This window comes from Burkholderia sp. AU31624, assembly GCF_020420065.1.
GTDB lineage: Bacteria > Pseudomonadota > Gammaproteobacteria > Burkholderiales > Burkholderiaceae > Burkholderia.
On record NZ_JAIZRT010000012.1, the window covers coordinates 89,386 to 112,719 of the forward strand.

Here is a 23,334-nt window from a genome sequence, read left to right on the forward strand (position 1 = left end):
GAAATCACTGAGTGCAAGTCACCGTCAACGAGCGCGACGCCGTCCAGAGCGTCGCCACGGCACACCCGGCCGCCAACGGGGAAGCGCATGGCCATGGGATGGACAAGCTCGTGATCGAAGGCGGCCACCGCCTGTCGGGCGAGATCGTCGTGTCGGGCGCGAAGAATGCCGCGCTGCCGATCCTGTGCGCGGGGCTGCTCACCGGTGACCCGGTCGATCTCGACAACGTGCCGAATCTCAAGGACGTGCGGACCACGCTGAAGGTGCTGAACCAGATGGGCGTGAAGAGCGAGACGGACGGCTGCCGCGTGCAGCTCGACGCGTCGCGCGTCGACAACCTCGTCGCGCCGTACGAGCTCGTGAAGACGATGCGCGCGTCGATCCTCGTGCTCGGGCCGCTGCTCGCGCGCTTCGGCGAGGCAAAGGTGTCGCTGCCGGGCGGCTGCGCGATCGGCGCGCGTCCGGTCGACCAGCACATCAAGGGCCTGCAGGCGATGGGCGCCGAGATCAGCATCGAGCACGGCTTCATCGAAGCCCGCGCGAAGCGCCTGAAGGGCGCGCGCATCGTGACCGACATGATCACGGTGACGGGCACGGAAAACCTGCTGATGGCCGCGACGCTCGCCGACGGCGAGACCGTGATCGAAAATGCCGCGCGCGAGCCGGAAGTGAGCGATCTCGCACACTTGCTGGTCGCGATGGGCGCGAAAATCGACGGCATCGGCACCGATCGCCTCGTGATCCAGGGCGTCGAGCGGCTGCACGGCGCGCGCCATTCGGTGATCCCCGACCGCATCGAGGCCGGCACGTTCCTGTGCGCGGTCGCGGCGGCCGGCGGTGACGTGACGCTGACGGGCGTGCGCCCGCACATTCTCGACGCGGTGATCGACAAGCTGCGCGAAGCCGGCGTGTCGATCGAGGAAGGCGACAGCTGGCTGCGCGTGAAGATGGACCGCCGCCCGTCGGCGGTGACGATCCGTACGTCGGAATATCCGGCGTTCCCGACCGACATGCAGGCGCAGTTCATGGCCCTCAATACGGTCGCGACGGGCACCGCGCAAGTCGTCGAAACCATTTTCGAGAACCGTTTCATGCACGTGCAGGAGCTGAACCGGCTCGGCGCGAACATCACGATCGACGGCAACACCGCGCTCGTGACGGGAGTCGAGAAGCTGTCGGGCGCGAACGTGATGGCGACCGACCTGCGCGCGTCGGCGAGCCTCGTGATCGCCGGGCTGCGTGCCGACGGCGAAACGCTGGTCGACCGCATCTATCACCTGGACCGCGGCTACGACCGCATGGAAGCCAAACTGACCGCCGTCGGCGCGAACGTGCGCCGCCTTTCCGGGAGCCAAGCATGACCGCGCCGCTGACCCTTGCCCTGTCGAAGGGCCGGATTTTCGAGGAAACCCTGCCGCTGCTGGCCGCGGCCGGCGTGCAGGTGACCGAGGATCCGGAAACGTCGCGCAAGCTGATCCTGCCGACGACGAACCCCGACCTGCGCGTGATCATCGTGCGCGCGAGCGACGTGCCGACCTATGTCGAATACGGCGCGGCCGATTTCGGCGTGGCCGGCAAGGACGTGCTGGTCGAGCACGGCGGCTCGGGCCTGTACCAGCCGATCGATCTGAACATTGCGCGCTGCCGGATGTCGGTGGCCGTGTCGGCCGGTTTCGACTATGCGAGCGCCGTGCGCCAGGGCGCGCGCCTGCGCGTCGCGACGAAGTACGTCGAAACCGCCCGTGAGCACTTTGCCGCGAAGGGCGTGCACGTCGACCTGATCAAGCTATACGGCTCGATGGAACTGGCGCCGCTGGTCGGGCTGGCCGACGCGATCGTCGACCTCGTCAGCTCGGGCGGCACGCTGAAGGCGAACAATCTGGTCGAGGTCGAGGAGATCATGGCGATCTCGTCGCGCCTCGTCGTGAACCAGGCTGCGCTGAAGTTGAAGCGCACGGCGCTCAAGCCGATCCTCGACGCGTTCGAACGCGCGTCGCAGAATGGCGGTTGAGCGCATCACCGTAACGGAACTCCCATGTCCATCACCATCCGCAAGCTCGATTCGACGAGCGAAGGCTTCGGCGCCGAGCTGCGCGCGCTGCTCGCATTCGAGGCGAGCGAAGACGCGGCGATCGAGCAATCGGTCGCGCAGATCCTCGGCGACGTGAAGTCGCGCGGCGACGCCGCGGTGCTCGAGTACACGAACCGCTTCGACCGGCTGAGCGCGACGAGCGTCGCCGCGCTGGAGCTGCCGCAGGACGCGCTGCAGACGGCGCTCGACGGCCTCGCGCCGAAGGCGCGCGCGGCGCTGGAAGCCGCTGCCGCGCGGGTGCGTGCGTACCACGAGAAGCAGAAGATCGAGTGCGGCACGCACAGCTGGCAATACACGGAAAGTGATGGCACGGTGCTCGGCCAGAAGATCACGCCGCTCGACCGCGTCGGCCTGTACGTGCCGGGCGGCAAGGCCGCGTATCCGTCGTCGGTGCTGATGAACGCGATTCCCGCGCGCGTCGCGGGCGTCGGCGAGATCGTGATGGTCGTGCCGACCCCGGACGGCGTGAAGAACGACCTCGTGCTCGCCGCGGCGCTGCTCGGCGGCGTCGATCGCGTGTTCACGATCGGCGGTGCGCAGGCGGTCGGCGCGCTCGCCTACGGCACGGCGACGGTGCCGGCCGTCGACAAGATCTGCGGCCCCGGAAATGCGTACGTCGCGTCGGCGAAGCGCCGCGTGTTCGGCACGGTCGGCATCGACATGATCGCCGGGCCGTCGGAAATCCTCGTGCTGTGCGACGGCACGACCGACCCGAACTGGGTCGCGATGGATCTGTTCTCGCAGGCCGAGCACGACGAACTCGCGCAATCGATCCTGCTGTGCCCGGACGGCGCGTTCCTCGAGCGCGTCGCAAAGGCGATCGACGAGCTGCTGCCGTCGATGCCGCGCCAGGACGTGATCCGCGCGTCGCTCGAAGGCCGTGGCGCGCTGATCAAGGTGCGCGACATGGCCGAAGCCTGCCGGATCGCGAACGACATCGCGCCCGAGCACCTGGAAATCTCCGCGCTGGAGCCGCAGCAATGGGGCCAGCAGATCCGCCATGCGGGCGCGATCTTCCTCGGCCGCTACACGAGCGAGAGTCTGGGCGACTACTGCGCGGGCCCGAATCACGTGCTGCCGACGTCGCGCACCGCGCGCTTCTCGTCGCCGCTCGGCGTGTACGACTTCATCAAGCGCTCGAGCGTGATCGAGGTCAGCGCGGAAGGTGCGCAGACGCTCGGCGAGATCGCATCCGAGCTCGCGTACGGCGAGGGGCTGCAGGCGCACGCGAAGAGCGCCGAATTCCGGATGAAGAACTGACAGCACGCTGCTTGAGGCCGTGGCCGGCGCCGATGTGCCGCCCGGCCGGCCCCCGACGGTCGGGGCGGGAGACACCTGTGCAGGGCGGCAGCCGCCGCTTTGCCGACTTATTGACGCCGGCGCGACGTACGCCGGCTTGAGACCATGACGACGCCACAAGACATCATCCGCCGCGACGTGCTCGCGATGACGAGCTACCCGGTGCCGGACGCGAGCGGGTTCGTGAAACTCGACGCGATGGAGAACCCGTACCCGCTGCCCGAACCGCTCGCCGCGGCGCTCGGGGAGCGTCTCGCGCAGGTCGCGCTGAACCGCTACCCGGCGCCGCGCCCGGCCGCGCTGCTCGACAAGCTGCGCCATGCGATGGGCGTGCCGGCCGGCTGCGACGTGCTGCTCGGCAACGGCTCGGACGAAATCATCAGCATGATGTCGATGGCCTGTGCCAAGCCGGGCGCGAAGGTGCTCGCGCCGGTGCCGGGCTTCGTGATGTACGAACTCTCCGCAAAGCTCGCGCAGCTCGAATTCGTCGGCGTGCCGCTGAAGGCCGACCTGACGCTCGACGTCGACGCGATGCTCGCGGCGATCGCCGAGCATCGGCCCGCGATCGTCTATCTCGCGTACCCGAACAACCCGACCGGCACGCTGTACGACGATGCCGACGTCGAACGGATCGTCGCGGCCGCGCGGCACAGCCTGATCGTGATCGACGAGGCGTACCAGCCGTTCGCCGAGCGTTCGTGGCTGCCGCGCGCCGCCGAGTTCGACAACGTCGTCGTGATGCGCACGGTGTCGAAGCTCGGCCTCGCGGGCATCCGCCTCGGCTATCTGGTCGGTTCGCCCGCGTGGTTGACCGAATTCGACAAGGTGCGCCCGCCGTACAACATCAACGTGCTGACCCAGGCGACCGCCGATTTCCTGCTCGACCACCTCGACGTGCTGGACGCGCAGGCGGCCGACCTGCGGGCGGAACGCACGCGTCTCGCACGGGAAGTGGCCGCGCTGCCGGGCACGACGGTGTTCCCGAGCGCCGGCAATTTCCTGCTGGTGCGCGTGCCGGACGCGGCCGCCGTGTTCGACGCGCTGCTCACCGAGCGGGTGTTGGTCAAAAACGTGAGTAAAATGCATCCGTTGCTGGCTGAATGCGTGCGGCTGACCGTCGGTTCTCCCGACGAAAACGCGCGCCTGCTGGCCGCTTTGAAACTCGCGCTGCCCGGTTGAGCCTCTGGGCGCCGCAGCGCGAAACGATCAATCCCCATTTACATCGACTCAGTCAAGGAATTGCCATGCGTGTGGCGGAAGTCGTTCGCAATACCAGCGAAACGCAGATCCGTGTGAAGCTCAATCTCGACGGCACGGGCCAGCAGAAGCTGGCCACCGGCGTGCCGTTCCTCGACCATATGCTCGATCAGATCGCTCGACACGGTCTGGTCGATCTCGAGGTTGAAGCGCATGGCGATACGCATATCGACGACCACCACACGGTCGAGGATGTCGGCATCACGCTCGGCCAGGCCGTCGCGAAGGCGATCGGCGACCGCAAGGGCATCCGCCGCTACGGGCATTCGTACGTGCCGCTCGACGAGGCGCTGTCGCGCGTCGTGATCGACTTCTCCGGCCGGCCGGGCCTCGAATTCCACGTGCCGTTCACGCGGGCGCGGATCGGCACGTTCGACGTCGACCTGTCGATCGAATTCTTCCGCGGTTTCGTGAACCACGCGGGCGTCACGCTGCACATCGACAACCTGCGCGGGATCAACGCGCACCATCAGCTCGAAACGGTGTTCAAGGCCTTCGGCCGCGCGCTGCGCGCGGCGGTGGAGCTGGACGAGCGTGCGGCGGGGCAGATTCCGTCGACGAAGGGCAGTCTCTGAACCTGAACTGACCGGACGGCGCGTCAAGGACAACCTCACGGCTTCGGCGCGCGGCGCCGGCTTGCGATGGATCTGCTCAAATCGTTCATATCGCTGCTGGCGCTGATCAACCCGGTCGGCGCGGTGCCGTTCTTCCTGAGCCTGACGGCGCAGCAGACGGATGCCGAGCGGCGGCGCACGATCCGGATCGCGTCGGTGTCGGTGTTCTGCGTGATCACGGTGACGACGCTGCTCGGGCAGCAGATCATCGACTTCTTCGGCATTTCGGTCGGGTCGCTCGAAGTGGGCGGCGGGATCATCATGCTGCTGATGGCGATCAACATGCTGAACGCGCAGATCGGCAACACGCGATCGACGCCGGAGGAGCGCCACGAGGCCGAGCTGAAGGACAACATCGCGGTCGTGCCGCTGGCGATTCCGCTGCTCACGGGCCCCGGCTCGATCAGCACGGTGATCATCTATGCGGCGAACTCGCATCACTGGTATGAGCGGGCCGGGCTGGTCGCGATCGGCGCGGTCCTGGCTTTTCTGTGTTTCGTCGCGATGCGGCTCGCCGAGCCGATCGCGAACTGGATCGGCCGCACGGGCATCAACATCGCCACGCGGCTGATGGGTCTGATGCTGTCGGCGCTGGCGGTGGAATTCATCGTCAATGGACTGAGGGCGCTACTGCCTGCACTGAGATGAAAACTTCGATTGCGATTGTGGATTATGGGATGGGCAACCTGCGCTCGGTCGCGCAGGCGCTCAAGAAGGCCGAACCGGCCGCCGACGTGGCGATCGTCGACACGCCGGCCGCGATCCGCGCGGCCGACCGTGTCGTGCTGCCCGGCCAGGGCGCGATGCCCGACTGCATGCGCAGCCTCGGCGAATCGGGCCTGCAGGAGGCCGTGATCGAGGCCTCGCGCACCAAGCCGCTGCTCGGCGTGTGCGTCGGCGAGCAGATGCTGTTCGACTGGAGCGCGGAAGGCGACACGAAGGGCCTCGGCCTGTTGCCCGGCAAGGTCGTGCGTTTCGCGCTCGACGGCCGCCTGCAGGACGACGGCTCGCGCTTCAAGGTGCCGCAGATGGGCTGGAACCGCGTGCGCCAGTCGCAGCCGCACCCGCTGTGGGACGGCGTGCCCGACGACGCGTATTTCTACTTCGTGCACAGTTATTACGTGACGCCGGACAACCCGGCGCATACGGTTGGCGAAACGGCCTACGGCGCGCCGTTTACGTCCGCGGTCGCGCGGGACAACCTCTTCGCGACCCAATTCCACCCCGAGAAAAGCGCGGAGGTCGGGTTGCGTCTGTATCGCAACTTCGTACACTGGAAACCGTGAAACGTGGTGCGCGAGCCACAGTCGATCTGGCCGAACGGCCTGTCGCACGGCGCGCTCGCGCCTAAGCGCCGAAAGAGTTGTACTAAACTAGCGAGACGGCGCGGTACCGGATTGGCCGGTACGCGCCGGATTCTTTTCTTTTTCCACGACGACACCCGATTGCTATGTTGCTGATTCCGGCCATCGACCTCAAAGACGGTCAGTGTGTGCGCCTCAAACAGGGCGATATGGACCAGGCCACGATTTTTTCCGAGGACCCGGCGGCGATGGCCCGCAAGTGGGTCGATCTCGGCGCCCGGCGGCTCCATCTCGTCGACCTGAACGGCGCGTTCGCCGGCAAGCCGAAGAATCTCGAGGCGATCGAAGCGATCCTCGACGAGGTCGGCGATGAAATCCCCGTCCAGCTCGGCGGCGGCATCCGCAGCCTCGAGACGATCGAGAAGTATCTCGACGCCGGCCTGTCCTACGTGATCATCGGTACGGCCGCGGTGAAGAACCCCGGCTTCCTGCAGGACGCGTGCACCGCGTTCTCCGGCAACATCATCGTCGGCCTGGACGCGAAGGACGGCAAGGTCGCGACCGACGGCTGGAGCAAGCTGACCGGCCACGAAGTGATCGACCTTGCGCGCAAGTTCGAGGACTACGGCGTCGAATCGATCGTCTACACGGACATCGGCCGCGACGGGATGCTGCAGGGCATCAACATCGAGGCGACCGTGAAGCTTGCGCAGGCAGTCGGCATCCCCGTGATCGCCAGCGGCGGCCTGTCGAACCTCACGGACATCGAGAACCTGTGCGAAGTCGAGGAGCACGGTGTCGAAGGCGTGATCTGCGGCCGTGCGATCTACTCCGGCGATCTCGATTTCGCGGCCGCGCAAAGGCGCGCGGACGAACTGAACGGCGAACTCGACAACGCATAAACGCGGTTGTCCCGCTCGCCGGGGCTGCCTGCAGGCGGCCCCGACCGGAAGCCTCGCGCGAGGCTTTCCGCAACCGGCCGTCCCATCGCGGCATTTGGCGCAACATCATGGCTCTAGCTAAACGCATCATCCCCTGCCTGGACGTGACTGCCGGGCGTGTCGTCAAGGGCGTCAACTTCGTCGAGCTGCGCGACGCCGGCGATCCTGTCGAGATCGCACGCCGCTACGACGACCAGGGCGCCGACGAACTGACGTTCCTCGACATCACCGCGACGTCCGACCAGCGCGACCTGATCCTGCCGATCATCGAAGCCGTCGCGTCGCAGGTGTTCATTCCGCTGACCGTCGGCGGCGGCGTGCGCGCCGTCGAGGACGTGCGGCGCCTGCTGAACGCGGGCGCGGACAAGGTCAGCATGAATTCGTCGGCGGTCGCGAACCCGCAGCTCGTGCGCGACGCGGCCGACAAGTACGGCTCGCAGTGCATCGTCGTCGCGATCGACGCGAAGCGCGTGTCGGCCGACGGCGAAGCGCCGCGCTGGGAAGTGTTCACGCACGGCGGCCGCAAGAACACGGGCCTCGACGCGATCGAGTGGGCGCGCAAGATGGCCGAGCTCGGCGCGGGCGAGATCCTGCTCACGAGCATGGACCGCGACGGCACCAAGTCGGGCTTCGACCTCGCGCTCACGCGCGGCGTGTCGGACGCGGTGCCGGTGCCGGTGATCGCATCGGGCGGCGTCGGTTCGCTGCAGCATCTGGCCGACGGCATCAAGGACGGCCGCGCCGACGCGGTGCTGGCCGCGAGTATCTTCCACTACGGCGAGCACACGGTCGGCGAGGCGAAGCGCTTCATGGCCGACCAGGGCATCCCGGTGAGGCTGTGATGAATACGGAAACGAATGCATTGCCCGCGTGGCTCGACAAGGTCCGCTGGGACGACAACGGCCTCGTGCCGGTGATCGCGCAGGAAGCGTCGACGAACGACGTGCTGATGTTCGCGTGGATGAACCGCGAGGCACTGGCGAAGACGATCGAGACGCAGCGCGCGGTCTACTATTCGCGCTCGCGCAAGCGCCTGTGGTTCAAGGGCGAGGAGTCGGGCCACGTGCAGCACGTGCACGAGATACGGCTCGACTGCGACGAGGACGTCGTGCTGCTGAAGGTCGAGCAGGTGTCCGGCATCGCGTGCCACACTGGCCGGCATTCGTGCTTCTTCCAGAAATTCGAAGGCACCGTCGACAGCGGCGATTGGGTCGCGGTCGAACCGGTGCTGAAAGATCCCGAACACATCTACAAATGACGCAATCGACCGAAGACACGCTGCTGCGCCTCGCGGCCGTGATCGATAGCCGCAAGGGCGGCGATCCCGATCAATCGTACGTATCGCGCCTGTTCCACAAGGGCGACGACGCGGTGCTGAAGAAGATCGGCGAAGAGGCGACGGAAGTCGTGCTGGCCGCGAAGGACGTGCGCCAGGGCGGCGCGCCGACCGCGCTCGTCGGCGAGGTGGCCGACCTGTGGTTCCACTGCCTCGTGATGCTGTCGCATTTCGACCTGAGCCCGGCCGACGTGATCGCCGAGCTCGAGCGCCGCGAAGGGCTGTCGGGGATCGAGGAGAAGGCCCTGCGCAAGCGTCGCGAGCGCGAGGAAAACGGCGGTTGACAGGCCCTTGTCGCGGGATGGCCACAGTGCGGTAAGCTGTAAGAATTGTCATCTAACGGGGGTAGCATCATGACCGATACGCCAAGCCAGTTTCCGCCGCCGTCGGTGCCGGGGGCCGCGGACGCCGAGCGCCTGAACGGGCTGCGCACGCTGACTCACGTGCTCTACGGCCTCTATGCGTTTCATTGGCTGACGGGCGGCGTCACGGGCATCATCGCGATCATCATCAACTACGTGAAGCGCGACGATGTGGCCGGCACGCCGTATGCGGCCCACTTCGAGTGGCAGATCCGCACGTTCTGGCGCGCGCTGATCGCGTATGTGATCGGGTTCGCGCTGATGTTCGTGGTGATCGGATTCGCCGTGATGTTTGTCACATGGATCTGGACGCTGTACCGTATCATCAAGGGTTGGCTGTACCTGAACGACAACAAGCCGCTCGATCCGCAGGCCTGGTTCTGACCGGCCGCGCTCGGGCGTCTGCAGGAGCAACATGAGTCACGATCCGAATTGCCTGTTCTGCAAGATCGCGGCAGGCGAGATCCCGAGCACCAAGGTGCACGAGGATGACGAATTCGTCGCGTTCCGCGACATCCGCCCGGCGGCCGAGACCCACGTGCTCGTGATTCCGCGCCAGCATCTGCCGACGCTGTCGGCGGCGAGCGACGCCGATGCACCGATGCTCGGCCGGCTGATGCTGCTCGTCTCGCGTCTCGCCGGCCAGCTCGGCGTCGCGTATACGGGCGGCGAAACCGGTTTCCGTACGGTGATCAACACGGGCCCGGGCGGCGGGCAGGAGGTCTACCACCTGCACGCGCATATCCTGGCCGGCCCGCGCCCCTGGCAGCGGATGGGTTGACGGCGCGGGGCGTTTCCCCGCATCGATGGTCGAAGCCGGCGCGTTGCCGGCGATTTACGCCGCATCGCGGCGTGGTTGAGGAGAGGTTTCATCATGGGTGGATTGAGCATTTGGCACTGGCTGATCGTGCTGCTGATCGTCGCGCTGGTTTTCGGTACGAAGAAGCTGCGCAACATCGGCAACGATCTCGGCAGCGCCGTGAAGGGTTTCAAGGACGGCATGAAGGACGGCGAAGCACCGGCGGACGCGCAGCAACTGCCGCGCTCGGGCTCGGTCGACGTCAACGCGAAGGAAACGACGCGTTCCGACTCGAACAAGGCGTAACGCCGGTACGCTGACAGGCATTCGCGATGCTGGATCTCGGTCTTTCGAAGATGGCGCTGATCGGCGTCGTCGCGCTCGTGGTGCTCGGCCCCGAGCGCCTGCCGCGCGTTGCGCGCACGGCAGGCGCGCTGTTCGGCCGTGCGCAGCGGTACATCAACGACGTGAAGGCCGAGGTCTCGCGCGAAATCGAACTCGACGCGTTGCGCACGATGAAGACCGATTTCGAGTCGGCCGCGCGCAATGTCGAGACGACGATTCACGACAACCTGCGTGAGCACGAGAAGGACCTGAACGACACGTGGCATTCCGCGGTCGGCGGTCTCAACGAAGCGGCGGGCGACGCCGGTTCGACGGGGTCCGATACGCCCGCCATGCCGTCGTGGCGCGGTAGTTCGGCCGCGCTCGCGCCGAAGCGCCGCAACTGGCGCGTCAAGCAGGCGGCTGCGCCTGCCTGGTACAAGCGCGCGACCACCCGCCGTACCCACGTGCAGTCGGGCGCCGCGCGTGTCGCGCGTCACCAGCCGGCCAGCCTGCGCCGGCCGACGCGCTTCTTCTGAGCCGAGCGCATGCTCGCTCGTCAATCCTACCGAGGGCCGGTGTGAGCGACCCCCAGCAGAACCCGGGCGACGCCCCGGAAGAAACCTTCATTTCCCATCTCGTCGAGCTTCGCGATCGCATCATTCGCGCGGGCGCGGCCGTGATCGTCGTGTTCCTCGGGCTCGTCTACTGGGCGCCCGACATCTTCCGGCTGCTCGCGCGGCCGCTGATGGAGAACCTGCCGAAGGACGGCAAGATGATCGTCACCGACGTCACCGGCTCGTTCTTCGTGCCGATGAAGGTCACGATGCTCGTCGCGCTCGTGATCGCGCTGCCGATCGTGCTGTACCAGATCTGGGCGTTCGTCGCGCCCGGGCTGTACCAGCACGAGAAGAAGCTCGTCGCGCCGCTCGTCGGCAGCAGCTACCTGCTGTTCCTGTGCGGGATGGCATTTGCGTACTTCCTCGTGTTTCCGACGATCTTCCGCGTGATGGCGCACTACAACGCGCCGCTCGGCGCGGAAATGACCACCGACATCGACAACTACCTGAGCTTCGTGCTCGGGATGTTCATCGCGTTCGGGGTCACGTTCGAGGTGCCGATCGTCGTCGTGCTGCTCGTCCGGATGGGCGTGCTGTCGCTGAAGAAGCTGAAGGAGATGCGTCCGTACGTGATCGTCGGCGCGTTCGTCGTCGCGGCGGTCGTCACACCGCCGGACGTGTTCTCGCAACTGATGCTCGCCTTGCCGCTGGTCGTGCTGTTCGAGATCGGGCTGCTGGCGGCGCGGTTCTTCGTGCCGAAGAAGCCCGCCGAGGAAGGCGAGGCGGAGAACGGCGAAGCCGCCAGTTGACGGCAACGCGCCGGGCGGCGCGTCGGTGGCCGGACTTCCGGGCGCCGGGCTTGAGCGAAACCCGGTAGCGTAGTCGGTCGGAAAGCGGAGGGCGGGGCCATCTGCCCGGCAACACGGGTCTTTCGATACAAAGCAAAAGGGCAGCCAACCGGCTGCCCTTTGTCATTTCCCGACGGTGTCCGGGCATGCGGCGGTGCGCCGCTCGCCCGACGTCACTCGGTATCGCTGTCCTGCTCGTCGAGCGCCTGCTTCGGCGGCGGCGGGCGCTTGCCGATCACCACGTTCAGGTCGAACGCCTTGCCCTTGCGCACGACGTGCACCTTGGTCGCCGTGCCGGGCTTGATTTGCGCGACGGTGTTCAGCAGCTTCGTGGTGTCGGTGATCTCGTCGCCATTGACCGAGATCAGGATGTCGCCCGGCTTGATGCCGGCCTTGTCGGCCGGGCCGCCCTGCAGCACGCCGGCGACGATCGCGCCCGATTTCTGCGTCAGCCCGAACGACTCGGCGATCTCCGGCGTGACGTCTTGCGGCTCGACGCCGATCCAGCCGCGCGTGACCGAGCCCGTCGTGATGATGCTTTCCAGCACCGTGCGCGCGGTCGACACGGGGATCGCGAAGCCGATGCCGAGCGAGCCGCCCGAACGCGAGTAGATCGCGGTGTTGATGCCGAGCAGGTTGCCGTTCACGTCGACCAGCGCGCCGCCCGAGTTGCCGGGGTTGATCGGCGCATCGGTCTGGATGAAGTTTTCGAACGTGTTGATGCCGAGGTGGTTGCGGCCCAGCGCGCTGATGATCCCCATCGTGACCGTCTGGCCGACGCCGAACGGGTTGCCGATCGCGAGCACGACGTCGCCGACCCGCGACTGGTCGGAGCGGCCGAGCGTGATCGTCGGCAGGTTCGTCATGTTGATTTTCAGCACGGCGAGATCGGTTTCGGGATCGCTGCCGATCACCTTCGCGGTGCCCGTGCGCCCGTCGGCGAGCGCGACTTCGATCTGGTCGGCGCCGTCCACGACGTGCTGGTTCGTTAGAATGTAACCTTCAGGGCTCACGATAACGCCCGAGCCAAGGTTGGCGGCCGGTTCGTCCTGCTGCTTGCGGGCGTTGCGGTCGCCGAAGAAGTAGCGGAACAGCGGATCTTTCGCGCGCGGGTCGGGCGGCAGCGAGCCGTCCTTGCTGGAGAACACGTTGACGACGGCCGGCATCGCCTTTTGCGCGGCTTCGGCGTACGACGTGGTCGCCGGTGCGCCGCCGATGCCCGGCGCGACTTCCCGCAGCGCGACGATCGGCGTGGCGAGCTGCTTGCCGAGCTGTCCTTGCCGTTGCAGCCATTGCGGCTTGAGCGTCACGACGATGAACATCAGCGCGAGCAGCACGGTAACCGCCTGCGCGAAGAACAGCCAGAAGCGTCTAAGCATCTGAATGGATTAGAGGTTTATATGGATCGGATCGAACTTGAATTGTACTTGAACAATACCCTTGAAACCGCGCGCTTCAAGGACTATTGCCCGAATGGCCTCCAGGTCGAGGGGCGCCGCAAAATCGACAAGATCGCTACCGGCGTGACGGCGTCGGTCGCGTTTCTCGAAGCCGCGCTCGAATGGGGGGCGGATGCCGTGCTGGTCCATCACGGCTATTTCTGGCGCAACGAGCCCCCGCAGATCACGGGCCGCAGGTATCAGCGCCTGAAGCTGCTGCTCGCGAACGACCTGAATCTGTTCGCGTTCCACCTGCCGCTCGACGCGCATCCCGAATTCGGCAACAACGCGCAGCTCGGCGACCGGCTCGGCCTGATCGGCGAGCAGCGGTTCGGCGAAGGCGACCTCGGCTGGATGGCGACGCTGCCGATGCCCGTCACGCTCGAGCACTTCGTCGCGAAGGTCGAGCGCACGCTCGGCCGCACGCCGCTCGTGCTCGGCGATCCGGACATGCAGCTGCGCCGCATCGCGTGGTGCACGGGCGCCGCGCAGAGCTATTTCGACGCGGCGATCGACGCCGGCGCGGACGTGTTCCTGACGGGCGAGGTGTCCGAATACGTGACGCACACGGCTGCCGAGAGCGGTGTCGCGTTCGTTGCGGCAGGGCACCATGCGACCGAGCGCTACGGAATCCAGGCACTTGGCGCCCACTTGTCCGAAGAATTCGATATCGAACACCTTTTTATCGATATCCATAACCCGGTCTGAATGCCGGATTTGCGGCAGCGCATCGAAATTTCGCAATGTAGCAGATGCTTAAAAGTGAAATGATTTAATCGCTCCGATAGTGGGGGAAAACCCTTAACTATCAATCACTTCGAAGGGATTTTCATCTCCGGGCCTTGTAAATGGCGACTCCATTCGCGCAAACTAGCGGCGGAATGAAAAGTCGTGACGGAAAATCCAACTCAGAAGTGGGGCGTGTGATGCGAGACAAGGAAGAGAAACGCGTCGACAGCGGCCGCCGTACCTGGCTGATTGCGACATCCGTAGCAGGTGGCGTGGGAGGCGTAGCCACCGTCATACCTTTCGCGGCGTCGCTTGCGCCGTCCGCGAAAGCGAAAGCGGCCGGTGCACCGGTCGAAGTCGACATCAGCGGGCTGAAGCCCGGTGAAATGGTGACCGTGCCGTGGCGCGGCAAGCCGGTGTGGATCCTGAACCGCACCGACGCGATGCTGGCCGACGTGGTCAAGGCCGACAAGGAAGTGGCCGATCCGACCACCGAAAAGCCCTATACGATGCCGTTGCCCGCGTATTGCGCGAACGAATATCGCGCGCGGGCCGATCGCAAGAACATTCTCGTCGTGATGGCCGTGTGTACGCACCTCGGCTGCACGCCAAGCCAACGCTTCACGCCGGGTCCGCAGCCGAACCTGCCGGACGACTGGCCGGGCGGTTTCCTCTGCCCGTGCCATGGTTCGACCTACGACCTCGCCGGCCGTGTGTTCAAGAACAAACCGGCGCCTCAGAATCTCGACATCCCGCCCTACATGTTCACGTCGGCAACGACCCTCGTGATCGGCAAGGACGAGAAAGGAGAAGCGTGATGGCCGACAACAAGGAAGTCTCCACGACAGGTCTCACCGGCTGGATCGATCAGCGCTTCCCGCTCACGTCCACCTGGAAGAAGCACGTTTCCGAGTACTACGCGCCGAAGAACTTCAACTTCTGGTACTTCTTCGGCTCCCTCGCGCTGCTGGTGCTGGTCAACCAGATCGTCACCGGCATCTTCCTGACGATGAACTACAAGCCCGACTCCACGCTCGCGTTCGCGTCGGTCGAGTACATCATGCGCGAGGTGCCGTGGGGCTGGCTGATCCGCTACATGCACTCCACGGGCGCGTCGATGTTCTTCGTGGTCGTCTACCTGCACATGTTCCGCGGGCTGCTCTACGGGTCGTACCGCAAGCCGCGCGAACTCGTGTGGATCTTCGGCTGCGCGATCTTCCTGTGCCTGATGGCCGAGGCGTTCTTCGGCTACCTGCTGCCGTGGGGCCAGATGTCGTTCTGGGGCGCGCAGGTGATCGTGAACCTGTTCTCGGCGATCCCGTTCGTCGGCCCCGACCTGTCGCTGTGGATTCGCGGCGACTACGTCGTGTCGGACGTCACGCTGAACCGCTTCTTCGCGTTCCACGTGATCGCGATTCCGCTCGTGCTGGTCGGCCTCGTGATCGCGCACCTCGTCGCGCTGCACGAAGTGGGTTCGAACAACCCGGACGGCATCGAGATCAAGGCGAAGAAGGACGAGAACGGCGTGCCGCTCGACGGCATCCCGTTCCATCCGTACTACTCGGTGCACGATTTCCTCGGCGTGTGCGGGTTCCTGATGGTGTTCGCGCTGATCGTGTTCTTCTCGCCGGAGATGGGCGGCTACTTCCTCGAGGCGAACAACTTCGTCCCGGCGAACCCGCTGCAGACGCCGCCCGAGATCGCGCCGGTCTGGTACTTCACCGCGTTCTACGCGATGCTGCGCGCGACCACCGACCCGTTCAAGATCGTCCTGATGATCGTGATCGCGCTGCTCGGCGTGCTCGCGCTGATCCGCGCGCGCGGCAAGTGGAAGGTCGGCCTGCCGGTGCTGGCCGCGGCGATCGTCGTGTTCATGTACCTGACGGAGTCGAAGTTCTGGGGCGTCGTCGTGATGGGTTCCGCGGTGGTCTCGCTGTTCTTCCTGCCGTGGCTCGACCGCAGCCCTGTGAAGTCGATCCGCTACCGGCCGCTATTCCACAAGGTGTTCCTCGGGATCTTCGTCGTGGCGTTCCTGACCCTCGGGTTCCTCGGCACGCGGCCGCCATCGCCGGCCTCGACGCTGATCGCGCAGGCCTGTGCGCTGATCTACTTCGCGTTCTTCCTCGGCATGCCCGTCTGGACGCCGCTTGGCACGTTCAAGCAGCCGCCGGAGCGGGTGCGCTTCAAGCCCCATTAACGTGAGCGAGGAGAGAACGACATGAAGAAACTGCTTTCGACACTCGCGCTGATCGGGGCGACCGCGTGTGCGCTGCTGGCGGCGCCGGCGGTTCGGGCGGAAGGTAATTTTCCGCTCGACCGGGCGCCCGATAACACGGAAAATCTCGTTTCGCTTCAGCACGGCGCGCAATTGTTTGTAAACTATTGCCTGAACTGCCACAGCGCGAACCTGATGCGCTACAACCGTCTGACGGATCTGGGCATATCCCAGAAGGAGATCGAAAAGAATCTCCTGTTCACGACCGACAAGGTCGGCAACACGATGTCCGTCGCGATGCGGCCCGAAGACGCGAAGAACTGGCTCGGCACCTCGCCGCCCGACCTGTCGGTCGAGGAGCGTGCGCGCGGCCGCGACTGGTTGTATACGTATCTGCGGAGCTTCTACCGCGACGATACACGGCCGAGCGGCTGGAACAACGCGGTGTTCGAGAACGTCGGCATGCCTCATGTACTGTGGCAGCTGCAGGGGCAGCGCACCGCCAAATTCGAAGACAAGACGGACGAGGAGACGGGCGAGAAGGTCCATACGCTCGTCGGCTTCCAGCAGGTCACACCGGGGACACTGTCCGCGGTGGATTATGATTCTGCGGTTGCCGACCTGGTGGCGTACATGACCTGGATGTCCGAGCCGGCTCAGCAGACCCGCAAACGCCTCGGCGTATGGGTGCTGATCTTTCTCGGTGTCCTGACTTTCCTGGCCTGGCGGCTCAATGCCGCGTACTGGAAAGATATCAAGTAATCACGCCTGACCGGCGTGGGGCCGGCGCAAGGTGGAACCCCGGAAGGGGCTCGCCGCGTGCCGGCCCTCGGCTTTTTTGAGGAAACGCAAACATGATGGTTCTGTATTCCGGCACAACTTGCCCGTTCTCCCAGCGTTGCCGGCTGGTGCTGTTCGAGAAGGGCATGGACTTCGAAATCCGTGACGTCGACCTGTTCAACAAGCCGGAAGACATTTCGGTGATGAACCCGTACGGTCAGGTGCCGATCCTGGTCGAGCGCGACCTGATCCTGTACGAATCGAACATCATCAACGAGTACATCGACGAGCGCTTCCCGCATCCGCAACTGATGCCGGCCGACCCCGTGCAGCGCGCACGTGCACGCCTGTTCCTGCTCAACTTCGAGAAGGAACTGTTCGTCCACGTCAGCACGCTCGAGAACGAGAAGGGCAAGGCAGCGGAGAAGAACCACGAGAAGGCACGCCTCGCGATCCGCGATCGCCTGACGCAGCTCGCGCCGATCTTCGTGAAGAACAAGTACATGCTCGGCGAGGAATTCTCGATGCTCGACGTCGCGATCGCGCCGCTGCTGTGGCGTCTGGATCACTACGGCATCGAGCTGTCGAAGAACGCGGCGCCGCTGATGAAGTACGCCGAACGGATCTTCAGCCGTCCGGCCTACATCGAAGCACTGACGCCGTCCGAAAAGGTCATGCGTCGTTGATGGTGCAATGAGTGCATGACGGAGAGGGCGGCGCGGCGTGCCGCGCCCCCGCTCCGGGTTCGAGGATTGTGATGCAAGAGATTTCAACGAAGCCTTATCTGCTGCGCGCGTTGTACGAGTGGTGCACCGATAACGGTTACACGCCGCATATCGCGGTGAGGGTCGACAACTCGACGCGCGTGCCGCGTCAGTTCGTGCGTGACGGCGAGATCGTGCTCAACATCAGCTTCGAGGCGACGAGCCAGTTGCAGATGGGCAACGAGTGGATCGAGTTCACGGCCCGGTTCTCCGGGAAGGCGCACAAGATCGAGATTCCGGTTGCCAACGTGCTCGCGATCTATGCGCGCGAGAACGGGCAGGGCATGGCGTTCCAGGTCGATGCGGTTGCGGGTGAAGGCGCGGATTCGGGTGCGTTCGATGATGAAGCCGTGGAGGCGGATGAGGCGCAGCGCGACGAATCGCCAGCGGTGTTGACGCCGGTGGCCGACAGCGGTGCGAACGAGGAGCCCTCCGAAGGCGCCGACGAACCGCCGAAAACCGACGGCGATGGCGACGGTTCAAAAGGTGGCAGCAGACCTCGCCTCAAGATCGTGAAATGAGGTAGAATCTCGCGCTACGCCGGCTTAGCTCATCTGGTAGAGCAGTTGATTTGTAATCATCAGGTGGCGGGTTCGAGTCCTGCAGCCGGCACCACATATCCATCCGCTGACGTACAGCGGTGACCAGAAAACCCCGTAAGATCGTTGATTTTGCGGGGTTTTTTGTTTTTCGGTGTCCGTGGTCGTGCGCTGATTGCTGGTATCGATGATGGTATATTGGTTGGTATCGACACTCAAAATGTTGGTATCAATAAAATGTCCCTTACAGATACTGGAGTTCGGAACCTTAAGCCTTCTGACAAGCCGTACAAGCTTGCCGACGGCGGCGGCATGTACCTGCACGTTACGCCGAACGGCGGCAAATACTGGCGGCTCGCCTTTCGCCTGCATGGCAAGCAGAAGATCTACGCTCTCGGTGTCTATCCGCAGGTGTCGCTAGCCGAAGCGCGGCAGATGCGCGACGAGGCGAAAAAGCTCATCAAACAGGGGATTGATCCAGTTGTCGAGCGAAAGCAGACCGTCCGACGCAGATCCGACGAGCAGGCGACGACGTTCGAACTCATTGCCCGTGAGTGGCACAAGACGAAGCGATCGGCGTGGACTGAATCTCATGCCAAAAAAATCATGAATTCGCTTGAGGCCGATATTTTTCCGAAGCTGGGTGACCGCCCCATCGGCTCGATCAGCGCCCCTGACTTACTGATGGCGTTGCGTGTAATCGAGAAGCGCGGGGCTTTGGAGATAGCGGGGCGGGTTTTGCAGCGTTGCAATGCGGTCTTTCGATACGCGGTCGCAACTGGGCGAATTGTTGCTAACCCGGCGGCTGAATTGCGGGGTGCATTGAAAACGCCGGAGCGAAAGCACCATGCCGCACTGTCGCACGACGAATTGCCGGAGTTTTTGGCCAAGCTGGCTGGGTACGACGGTGATCCCCAAACTAGGCTCGGGCTTCAACTGATGGTTCACACGTTCGTCCGCACAGGCGAACTACGCGCAGCCAACTGGGCCGAGTTCAACTTGGAACTTGGCGAATGGCGCATCCCTGCCGAACGCATGAAGATGCGCGAAGAGCACATCGTTCCGCTGTCGAGGCAGGCAGTTGCTTTGCTTCGTCAGTTGCAGACCGTCGGCGGTGGTTCAGATCTCGTGTTTCCTTCGGGCAACGGGCGTCGCAATAAGTGGATCAGCGAGAATACGCTGCTCTACGCGCTGTACCGGCTGGGCTACCACTCACGCGCGACCGGACATGGGTTTCGTGCCACGGCGTCGACCATTCTAAATGAAATGGGATTTCATCCCGACTGGATTGAGCGGCAACTCGCTCACGCCGAGCGGAACAAAGTACGGGCCGCGTATAACCGCGCGCTGTACTTGGCCGAGCGGAGGCAGATGATGCAGGTCTGGTCCGATTATCTTGATATTGCGGCCAGCGGAAAAGAGGTCGTGCTCAGCGATTTTCGCCGGAATTGGGCCGGCAATTAGTCGATTTTCGCGTGCCTGACCAAAGTTAAATCGCCGTTGAGGGCGTGATTTGACCCTGATAAAATGATGATACGGCTGAAAAACCGACCAAAAACCGGTTTTCGGCTCGCCGCTCGCGCCGCAGCGCATGCCTGAGCGAATCCGCAGGAAATTTGCCGGATTTTCGCCTCACTTTTCTCCTCTGATTTGCCCCGAATTGTCCGATGCCACCAGGCAGGCGTTGCTGCGCGCTTCTTTTTTGCGTTTTCAGGAGCCTGATCCATGCCTGTCCTTCCAACCGGAGTCGAGAGCACGCCGACGACCTTCAACCCAGCGTTTCCGTTCGCGGCGCAGACCACCGATTTCGATGACGTTTTCGCGTGCGCCGCGATGCTCTCGGGCAAGAAGATCGAGGAGGTGAGGGAGATTGCCATCGCTAAGACGAAGCATCCAGCACGAGGGCCGTACTACCTCGGGGAGACGCACATCGCGGCGCTCATGGCGCAGCTGGGACTCGTTGCAACCGTGTACAAGGAGGTTTCCCGCGTATCGGATATCCCCGATGTCGCGCTGATCCTAGTCGACTACAACGACGAGATGGAGGTTGGCCGGCACATCCTGTTTCACCGGGCGAAGGCGAGCCACGCCTCGGGCACGACGATCGAGTACGCCCTTGATCCGGCGCCATGGTGCAAACCTGCCGACCGCGTCCGTACCAACTTCAAGAACATCGCCGGTCATTGGGTGATCGGCATCCACGCCATGAACGGCAAAGCAGGGACCGGCAAGTAACCGAAGCCGGTACATCAGCCGGTCGGGCCGAACGGCTTAGCGGCCGTCAGGCGTCGTTTCAGCGGCCGGTTCCTTAGCAGTCGCCGGCTCGCTGAATTCGAGCAGCGCGGAAGGCGGCACGCCAAGCGTATGTGCCAGCACGCAGATGTTGATGAGCGCGATGTTGCGCTTGCCTCGTTCGACCCCGCCCAGATACGAGCGGGCAAGGCCGCTTTCGAGGGCAAGTCGCTCCTGCGACCAGTGGCGCCGCTTGCGAAGTTCAATGAGGCGCTTTCCGAACAGCGCAAGGGGATCGTAATCCATCGGGGTTTCGTAATGAAAGAACCCCTAGCGTATGGGTTTGACCGGTTCAGGGACACGCTCTATGATTACCCGCTCTATGAGTGACAATTCGTCGAATGGAGTGTCGCTCGAAGGGTCATGGCTGCGGGGAATCGGCATCGGCGAAGCGACGCGCGCTGGCTGATGGCAGGGACAGATGGAGCTGGTACCGGGCGATATGTCCGGCAGCCGGCGATGGTCATTCCGGTCGGGGCAGTAATCGGGGTGGCGCACAACCAGACACAAGAACATGCACGCCAAACAATCAAGAAGAAGCCTTTGCCTGATCGCGCCGGTTTTCGCTGTCGGTGCCCTTCTAGGCGGGTGCAATCACGAAGACCATTCGAAGCCGGATCTGAATGACGTCAAAACCGCGTTGCAGGAGCGGTACGGGGAGTGCCCGCTCTGGACACTCGGCAATGTCCGACGCATCGACGGCGCACCGAATCCGGATGGCTACGAAGTGTCGTATTCGTTCGTCCTGACCTTGAAAGATCCGGGTGAGCTGATCGGGCACGGTGCGAATGTGAGCGAAGAGGATGCCCGGCACATCGCAGCCGTCACGATGGGCGACGTGAGCGACCCCTGCTTTTACGGTGCGTTTCCTCTTGCCGCAGTGATCAGCCAGGAGCAGGCGCCTGTCCCACGCAGCTATCAGGGCACCGGCGACCGGGTTTTTGTTCAAAGCGAGCAAGGCTGGCACCTGAACACATCGCCGCCCAATCCACGAGACCCGTCGACCTACGATCAGTTCACCTCCGTCGACGATGCCACGGCTGCCGCGTTGCAGGCCAGTTCGGCTGTTGCTGACTCGGGCCAGTCGGCCGAGAACGGGGAGGCAGGCGGGACGCAAAGCATCTTCCATCGCCTCAACCTGCTCGTCGTGTCGCTGTTCCGGGGTGGCGGTTCGCATTCGGATGACGTGGTCAGCGTTCAGGCTCCGGCGACCATTGCCGGCTCGGCGTCGGCAACGAGCGCGCCAGCCCCGATAGCCAGCGCGGTCGAAGATGCGTCCAGCGCTGCGGCTGGCGACGCGGCTAGGGAGGCGAGCGCGACAGCGGTTGCAGCGTCGGCGCCGGCCCCATCGCAGCCAGTGCCATCGGCGGCAGCGTCAAGCGTCCCCGCGACTGGTGCGATCGAGGTGTCGCCGACGCAGGCCGGCACCGGTCAGGCCGCCAAACTGCAACTACTGCTGCGGAAGGCGCAGGACGAGTACCGCCACGCGCAGTACAACGATGCCGTTGCGACCGCCGAAGCCATCCTGCTGCTCGATCCCGCCAACACGCAGGCGCAACAGCTCCGGGCGAGCGCGCGACGCGCCCGGCAGGAGGCAACAGCCAGAGTGTCGCCGCCGCCAGCAACCGCGCCAGCGCAGACGCCGACATTGGCGACAACGACTACGCCCGTGCCGCAGCCGGTGAGCCGGGCGCTGGTACTCGCGGACCTTGAAGGCGACTGGCACGGCACCTATCAATGCGGTCCCTACAGTGGCTCGGGTTCGGTGCCCGACACGGATGCCTGGTCCCATCGAGTCACGCTCACCATCCACAACGGACAGGCGCAGCTCGTCCGTCTGTCGCACGGCGAGCATCCCTACCGCGAGGTTCTCACCGGTACGGTTGCAGCCGATCTGACGGTGCAGTTGGACGGCACCGGGCAGTATGCGGACGCCCGGCACGCGTGGACCACCGCCTTTACAGGTCGGTTTGGCGGTACGACGGAGCAGCCGGCGTTTCAGGCTGATGGCGCATTGACGAACTGGCACGGCGAGAAGACCCGCATTTGCCGCCTCGCGCTCGGTCGCTAACCCGCACACGCCCATCTGACTGATGCGCTGCCATCCGGCGGCGTGTCACGATCAATTAGGAGACCACCTTCATGGCATTTTGTGAGCAATGCGGGACGCAGCTTGGTGCGAGCGCCGCTTTCTGTAGCGGTTGCGGCAAGCCGGCCGCCGTACCCGCTGCGACGCTGGCCGTTACACCGGCGAACCCGCCGACACGACCGGAGTTTGTGGCACCAGCACCGGCCCCCGACAATTTGGCTGGACTATCGGACAAATGGCGGCGGCGCTTTGCCGCCATCGAGAAGGCGGGCGGCGAGCGCACGCGTTGGTGGCGCTGGCCGGAGGCGAAGCAGCTTACCGGCAAGGAGAAACGGCTGATTACCTCGAACCTCTGGGCGTTCGTGTTCGGGCCGTTCTACTACCTGTACCTTGGCATGTGGCGCAAGGCCATCACGCTATCGCTCCTCGCGCTGGTGATCGATGTCCTTCTCGGCATGGCCGGTGACGCGCTGAGCGTGCCCGTCGACAACTTCCTCTGGATTGTGTCGGCCGTCATGTTCAAACAATGCGCGAACGTCGATTACTACCGGAAGACCGTGCTGAACCGGAGGGAATGGTGGTGACGGGCGCGCCGAAGCATGACGGATAGACAGACTCCTTGATACCCGGCGCACTGCGCCATCCCATCGACGCTGTTACGGCTCGACCAACGTCCTGCCGCAAAAGCCAGAGCATCGCGCTCTGGCTTTTTGCATTTCTGGAGTTGGTTGCCGTGACGGATCGTCCTTCA

General features: G+C 64.5%; 29 protein-coding genes and 1 tRNA gene. 27 read left to right on the top strand and 3 right to left on the bottom strand.

Annotated features, from left to right (window positions below):
- Positions 1 to 11 precede the first annotated feature (11 nt).
- From murA to tatC, 16 genes are all read left to right on the top strand, one after another.
- Positions 12 to 1,361, top strand: a complete 1,350-nt coding sequence (gene murA / locus LGM89_RS33660) for a UDP-N-acetylglucosamine 1-carboxyvinyltransferase (RefSeq protein WP_226275314.1) — start codon at positions 12 to 14, stop codon at positions 1,359 to 1,361.
- Positions 1,358 to 2,011, top strand: a complete 654-nt coding sequence (hisG, locus tag LGM89_RS33665) for an ATP phosphoribosyltransferase (RefSeq protein WP_011350725.1) — start codon at positions 1,358 to 1,360, stop codon at positions 2,009 to 2,011. The genes murA and hisG overlap by 4 nt, the downstream gene beginning before the upstream one ends.
- Positions 2,012 to 2,035: 24 nt before the next feature.
- Positions 2,036 to 3,352 (top strand): histidinol dehydrogenase, encoded by a 1,317-nt coding sequence (gene hisD / locus LGM89_RS33670; protein WP_226275316.1) that lies wholly within the window; start codon positions 2,036 to 2,038, stop codon positions 3,350 to 3,352.
- Positions 3,353 to 3,496: 144 nt separating this feature from the next.
- Positions 3,497 to 4,570: a histidinol-phosphate transaminase gene (hisC, locus tag LGM89_RS33675; protein ID WP_226275318.1), complete on the top strand. Its 1,074-nt coding sequence runs from the start codon at positions 3,497 to 3,499 to the stop codon at positions 4,568 to 4,570.
- A 65-nt stretch (positions 4,571 to 4,635) separates the two neighbouring features.
- The gene (gene hisB / locus LGM89_RS33680) at positions 4,636 to 5,223 is read left to right on the top strand and encodes an imidazoleglycerol-phosphate dehydratase HisB (RefSeq protein WP_011350728.1); all 588 of its coding nucleotides are present in this window, start codon (positions 4,636 to 4,638) and stop codon (positions 5,221 to 5,223) included.
- Between the two features lie 66 nt (positions 5,224 to 5,289).
- Positions 5,290 to 5,910 (top strand): YchE family NAAT transporter, encoded by a 621-nt coding sequence (locus tag LGM89_RS33685; RefSeq protein ID WP_039366649.1) that lies wholly within the window; start codon positions 5,290 to 5,292, stop codon positions 5,908 to 5,910.
- Positions 5,907 to 6,548, top strand: coding sequence for an imidazole glycerol phosphate synthase subunit HisH (gene hisH, locus LGM89_RS33690; RefSeq protein ID WP_089439072.1), 642 nt, complete (start codon positions 5,907 to 5,909; stop codon positions 6,546 to 6,548). The genes LGM89_RS33685 and hisH overlap by 4 nt, the downstream gene beginning before the upstream one ends.
- A 164-nt stretch (positions 6,549 to 6,712) precedes the next feature.
- On the top strand, positions 6,713 to 7,468 hold the full coding sequence (gene hisA, locus LGM89_RS33695; RefSeq protein WP_089472032.1) for a 1-(5-phosphoribosyl)-5-[(5-phosphoribosylamino)methylideneamino]imidazole-4-carboxamide isomerase: 756 nt from the start codon (positions 6,713 to 6,715) through the stop codon (positions 7,466 to 7,468).
- 107 nt (positions 7,469 to 7,575) lie between these two features.
- The gene (gene hisF, locus LGM89_RS33700) at positions 7,576 to 8,349 is read left to right on the top strand and encodes an imidazole glycerol phosphate synthase subunit HisF (protein WP_089424339.1); all 774 of its coding nucleotides are present in this window, start codon (positions 7,576 to 7,578) and stop codon (positions 8,347 to 8,349) included.
- The gene (gene hisI, locus LGM89_RS33705; RefSeq protein WP_089493975.1) at positions 8,349 to 8,765 is read left to right on the top strand and encodes a phosphoribosyl-AMP cyclohydrolase; all 417 of its coding nucleotides are present in this window, start codon (positions 8,349 to 8,351) and stop codon (positions 8,763 to 8,765) included. Before hisF ends, hisI begins: the two co-directional genes overlap by 1 nt.
- Positions 8,762 to 9,127 carry a phosphoribosyl-ATP diphosphatase gene (locus tag LGM89_RS33710; protein WP_006485344.1) on the top strand — a complete coding sequence of 122 codons (366 nt, stop codon included), beginning with the start codon at positions 8,762 to 8,764 and terminating at the stop codon, positions 9,125 to 9,127. The genes hisI and LGM89_RS33710 overlap by 4 nt, the downstream gene beginning before the upstream one ends.
- Positions 9,128 to 9,196: 69 nt before the next feature.
- The gene (locus LGM89_RS33715) at positions 9,197 to 9,589 is read left to right on the top strand and encodes a DUF4870 family protein (RefSeq protein WP_011350734.1); all 393 of its coding nucleotides are present in this window, start codon (positions 9,197 to 9,199) and stop codon (positions 9,587 to 9,589) included.
- 31 nt (positions 9,590 to 9,620) lie between these two features.
- Complete coding sequence (locus LGM89_RS33720) at positions 9,621 to 9,986, top strand: histidine triad nucleotide-binding protein (RefSeq protein WP_059491979.1); 366 nt, start codon at positions 9,621 to 9,623, stop codon at positions 9,984 to 9,986.
- Between the two features lie 93 nt (positions 9,987 to 10,079).
- Positions 10,080 to 10,310, top strand: a complete 231-nt coding sequence (gene tatA, locus LGM89_RS33725) for a Sec-independent protein translocase subunit TatA (protein ID WP_021161850.1) — start codon at positions 10,080 to 10,082, stop codon at positions 10,308 to 10,310.
- Positions 10,311 to 10,336: 26 nt separating this feature from the next.
- Positions 10,337 to 10,867, top strand: a complete 531-nt coding sequence (gene tatB, locus LGM89_RS33730; RefSeq protein WP_089493976.1) for a Sec-independent protein translocase protein TatB — start codon at positions 10,337 to 10,339, stop codon at positions 10,865 to 10,867.
- A gap of 41 nt (positions 10,868 to 10,908) precedes the next feature.
- Complete coding sequence (tatC, locus tag LGM89_RS33735) at positions 10,909 to 11,697, top strand: twin-arginine translocase subunit TatC (RefSeq protein ID WP_046544799.1); 789 nt, start codon at positions 10,909 to 10,911, stop codon at positions 11,695 to 11,697.
- A gap of 212 nt (positions 11,698 to 11,909) precedes the next feature.
- On the opposite strand, the gene LGM89_RS33740 is transcribed toward tatC, so the two are convergent.
- Complete coding sequence (locus tag LGM89_RS33740) at positions 11,910 to 13,115, bottom strand: Do family serine endopeptidase (RefSeq protein WP_089493977.1); 1,206 nt, start codon at positions 13,113 to 13,115, stop codon at positions 11,910 to 11,912.
- A 21-nt stretch (positions 13,116 to 13,136) separates the two neighbouring features.
- Between LGM89_RS33740 and LGM89_RS33745 the strand changes: the two genes are divergently transcribed.
- The 8 genes from LGM89_RS33745 to LGM89_RS33780 all read left to right on the top strand — a co-directional run bounded on the left by LGM89_RS33745 (position 13,137) and on the right by LGM89_RS33780 (position 19,666).
- Positions 13,137 to 13,883, top strand: coding sequence for a Nif3-like dinuclear metal center hexameric protein (locus LGM89_RS33745; protein ID WP_089439076.1), 747 nt, complete (start codon positions 13,137 to 13,139; stop codon positions 13,881 to 13,883).
- Positions 13,884 to 14,101: 218 nt separating this feature from the next.
- Complete coding sequence (petA, locus tag LGM89_RS33750) at positions 14,102 to 14,722, top strand: ubiquinol-cytochrome c reductase iron-sulfur subunit (RefSeq protein ID WP_039366620.1); 621 nt, start codon at positions 14,102 to 14,104, stop codon at positions 14,720 to 14,722.
- The gene (locus LGM89_RS33755; protein WP_089493978.1) at positions 14,719 to 16,101 is read left to right on the top strand and encodes a cytochrome b; all 1,383 of its coding nucleotides are present in this window, start codon (positions 14,719 to 14,721) and stop codon (positions 16,099 to 16,101) included. The genes petA and LGM89_RS33755 overlap by 4 nt, the downstream gene beginning before the upstream one ends.
- A gap of 21 nt (positions 16,102 to 16,122) precedes the next feature.
- A complete protein-coding gene (locus LGM89_RS33760) occupies positions 16,123 to 16,881 on the top strand; it encodes a cytochrome c1 (protein ID WP_071335456.1) in 759 nt (252 codons plus the stop codon).
- Positions 16,882 to 16,973: 92 nt separating this feature from the next.
- Positions 16,974 to 17,585 carry a glutathione S-transferase N-terminal domain-containing protein gene (locus LGM89_RS33765; RefSeq protein ID WP_006400565.1) on the top strand — a complete coding sequence of 204 codons (612 nt, stop codon included), beginning with the start codon at positions 16,974 to 16,976 and terminating at the stop codon, positions 17,583 to 17,585.
- A 71-nt stretch (positions 17,586 to 17,656) separates the two neighbouring features.
- Complete coding sequence (locus tag LGM89_RS33770) at positions 17,657 to 18,184, top strand: ClpXP protease specificity-enhancing factor (protein ID WP_089493979.1); 528 nt, start codon at positions 17,657 to 17,659, stop codon at positions 18,182 to 18,184.
- Positions 18,185 to 18,202: 18 nt separating this feature from the next.
- A tRNA-Thr gene (locus LGM89_RS33775) sits at positions 18,203 to 18,278 on the top strand.
- A gap of 161 nt (positions 18,279 to 18,439) precedes the next feature.
- A complete protein-coding gene (locus tag LGM89_RS33780; protein WP_226275408.1) occupies positions 18,440 to 19,666 on the top strand; it encodes a tyrosine-type recombinase/integrase in 1,227 nt (408 codons plus the stop codon).
- On the opposite strand, the gene LGM89_RS33785 is transcribed toward LGM89_RS33780, so the two are convergent.
- Positions 19,663 to 19,929 (bottom strand): hypothetical protein, encoded by a 267-nt coding sequence (locus LGM89_RS33785; protein ID WP_226275320.1) that lies wholly within the window; start codon positions 19,927 to 19,929, stop codon positions 19,663 to 19,665. The genes LGM89_RS33780 and LGM89_RS33785 overlap by 4 nt on opposite strands.
- Here LGM89_RS33785 and LGM89_RS33790 point away from each other — a divergent pair.
- Positions 19,928 to 20,437: a hypothetical protein gene (locus LGM89_RS33790; RefSeq protein ID WP_226275321.1), complete on the top strand. Its 510-nt coding sequence runs from the start codon at positions 19,928 to 19,930 to the stop codon at positions 20,435 to 20,437. The genes LGM89_RS33785 and LGM89_RS33790 overlap by 2 nt on opposite strands.
- 36 nt (positions 20,438 to 20,473) lie before the next feature.
- Here the strand turns inward: LGM89_RS33790 and LGM89_RS33795 are convergent, their stop codons facing one another.
- Entirely contained in the window at positions 20,474 to 20,740 is a 267-nt protein-coding gene (locus LGM89_RS33795) for a helix-turn-helix domain-containing protein (protein WP_226275322.1), read from the bottom strand.
- A gap of 268 nt (positions 20,741 to 21,008) precedes the next feature.
- Between LGM89_RS33795 and LGM89_RS33800 the strand changes: the two genes are divergently transcribed.
- Positions 21,009 to 22,565, top strand: a complete 1,557-nt coding sequence (locus tag LGM89_RS33800) for a hypothetical protein (RefSeq protein WP_226275323.1) — start codon at positions 21,009 to 21,011, stop codon at positions 22,563 to 22,565.
- 71 nt (positions 22,566 to 22,636) lie between these two features.
- Positions 22,637 to 23,167, top strand: a complete 531-nt coding sequence (locus tag LGM89_RS33805) for a DUF2628 domain-containing protein (protein WP_226275324.1) — start codon at positions 22,637 to 22,639, stop codon at positions 23,165 to 23,167.
- The last annotated feature ends 167 nt before the right edge of the window (positions 23,168 to 23,334 follow it).

What these genes read in the sequence shown, in the direction of transcription:
- LGM89_RS33710 (WP_006485344.1), top strand. Translation starts at nt 8,762, where the DNA reads ATGACGCAATCGACCGAAGACACGCTGCTGCGCCTCGCGGCCGTGATC.
- LGM89_RS33780 (WP_226275408.1), top strand. Translation starts at nt 18,440, where the DNA reads ATGTCCCTTACAGATACTGGAGTTCGGAACCTTAAGCCTTCTGACAAG.
- hisA (WP_089472032.1), top strand. Translation starts at nt 6,713, where the DNA reads ATGTTGCTGATTCCGGCCATCGACCTCAAAGACGGTCAGTGTGTGCGC.
- hisI (WP_089493975.1), top strand. Translation starts at nt 8,349, where the DNA reads ATGAATACGGAAACGAATGCATTGCCCGCGTGGCTCGACAAGGTCCGC.
- hisF (WP_089424339.1), top strand. Translation starts at nt 7,576, where the DNA reads ATGGCTCTAGCTAAACGCATCATCCCCTGCCTGGACGTGACTGCCGGG.
- hisB (WP_011350728.1), top strand. Translation starts at nt 4,636, where the DNA reads ATGCGTGTGGCGGAAGTCGTTCGCAATACCAGCGAAACGCAGATCCGT.
- tatB (WP_089493976.1), top strand. Translation starts at nt 10,337, where the DNA reads ATGCTGGATCTCGGTCTTTCGAAGATGGCGCTGATCGGCGTCGTCGCG.
- LGM89_RS33715 (WP_011350734.1), top strand. Translation starts at nt 9,197, where the DNA reads ATGACCGATACGCCAAGCCAGTTTCCGCCGCCGTCGGTGCCGGGGGCC.
- LGM89_RS33800 (WP_226275323.1), top strand. Translation starts at nt 21,009, where the DNA reads ATGCACGCCAAACAATCAAGAAGAAGCCTTTGCCTGATCGCGCCGGTT.
- LGM89_RS33740 (WP_089493977.1), bottom strand. Translation starts at nt 13,115, where the DNA reads ATGCTTAGACGCTTCTGGCTGTTCTTCGCGCAGGCGGTTACCGTGCTG.
- petA (WP_039366620.1), top strand. Translation starts at nt 14,102, where the DNA reads ATGCGAGACAAGGAAGAGAAACGCGTCGACAGCGGCCGCCGTACCTGG.
- LGM89_RS33745 (WP_089439076.1), top strand. Translation starts at nt 13,137, where the DNA reads ATGGATCGGATCGAACTTGAATTGTACTTGAACAATACCCTTGAAACC.
- LGM89_RS33790 (WP_226275321.1), top strand. Translation starts at nt 19,928, where the DNA reads ATGCCTGTCCTTCCAACCGGAGTCGAGAGCACGCCGACGACCTTCAAC.
- LGM89_RS33795 (WP_226275322.1), bottom strand. Translation starts at nt 20,740, where the DNA reads ATGGATTACGATCCCCTTGCGCTGTTCGGAAAGCGCCTCATTGAACTT.
- LGM89_RS33760 (WP_071335456.1), top strand. Translation starts at nt 16,123, where the DNA reads ATGAAGAAACTGCTTTCGACACTCGCGCTGATCGGGGCGACCGCGTGT.
- hisG (WP_011350725.1), top strand. Translation starts at nt 1,358, where the DNA reads ATGACCGCGCCGCTGACCCTTGCCCTGTCGAAGGGCCGGATTTTCGAG.
- hisH (WP_089439072.1), top strand. Translation starts at nt 5,907, where the DNA reads ATGAAAACTTCGATTGCGATTGTGGATTATGGGATGGGCAACCTGCGC.
- LGM89_RS33785 (WP_226275320.1), bottom strand. Translation starts at nt 19,929, where the DNA reads ATGGATCAGGCTCCTGAAAACGCAAAAAAGAAGCGCGCAGCAACGCCT.
- LGM89_RS33805 (WP_226275324.1), top strand. Translation starts at nt 22,637, where the DNA reads ATGGCATTTTGTGAGCAATGCGGGACGCAGCTTGGTGCGAGCGCCGCT.
- LGM89_RS33770 (WP_089493979.1), top strand. Translation starts at nt 17,657, where the DNA reads ATGCAAGAGATTTCAACGAAGCCTTATCTGCTGCGCGCGTTGTACGAG.
- LGM89_RS33685 (WP_039366649.1), top strand. Translation starts at nt 5,290, where the DNA reads ATGGATCTGCTCAAATCGTTCATATCGCTGCTGGCGCTGATCAACCCG.
- hisD (WP_226275316.1), top strand. Translation starts at nt 2,036, where the DNA reads ATGTCCATCACCATCCGCAAGCTCGATTCGACGAGCGAAGGCTTCGGC.
- LGM89_RS33765 (WP_006400565.1), top strand. Translation starts at nt 16,974, where the DNA reads ATGATGGTTCTGTATTCCGGCACAACTTGCCCGTTCTCCCAGCGTTGC.
- hisC (WP_226275318.1), top strand. Translation starts at nt 3,497, where the DNA reads ATGACGACGCCACAAGACATCATCCGCCGCGACGTGCTCGCGATGACG.
- LGM89_RS33720 (WP_059491979.1), top strand. Translation starts at nt 9,621, where the DNA reads ATGAGTCACGATCCGAATTGCCTGTTCTGCAAGATCGCGGCAGGCGAG.
- tatA (WP_021161850.1), top strand. Translation starts at nt 10,080, where the DNA reads ATGGGTGGATTGAGCATTTGGCACTGGCTGATCGTGCTGCTGATCGTC.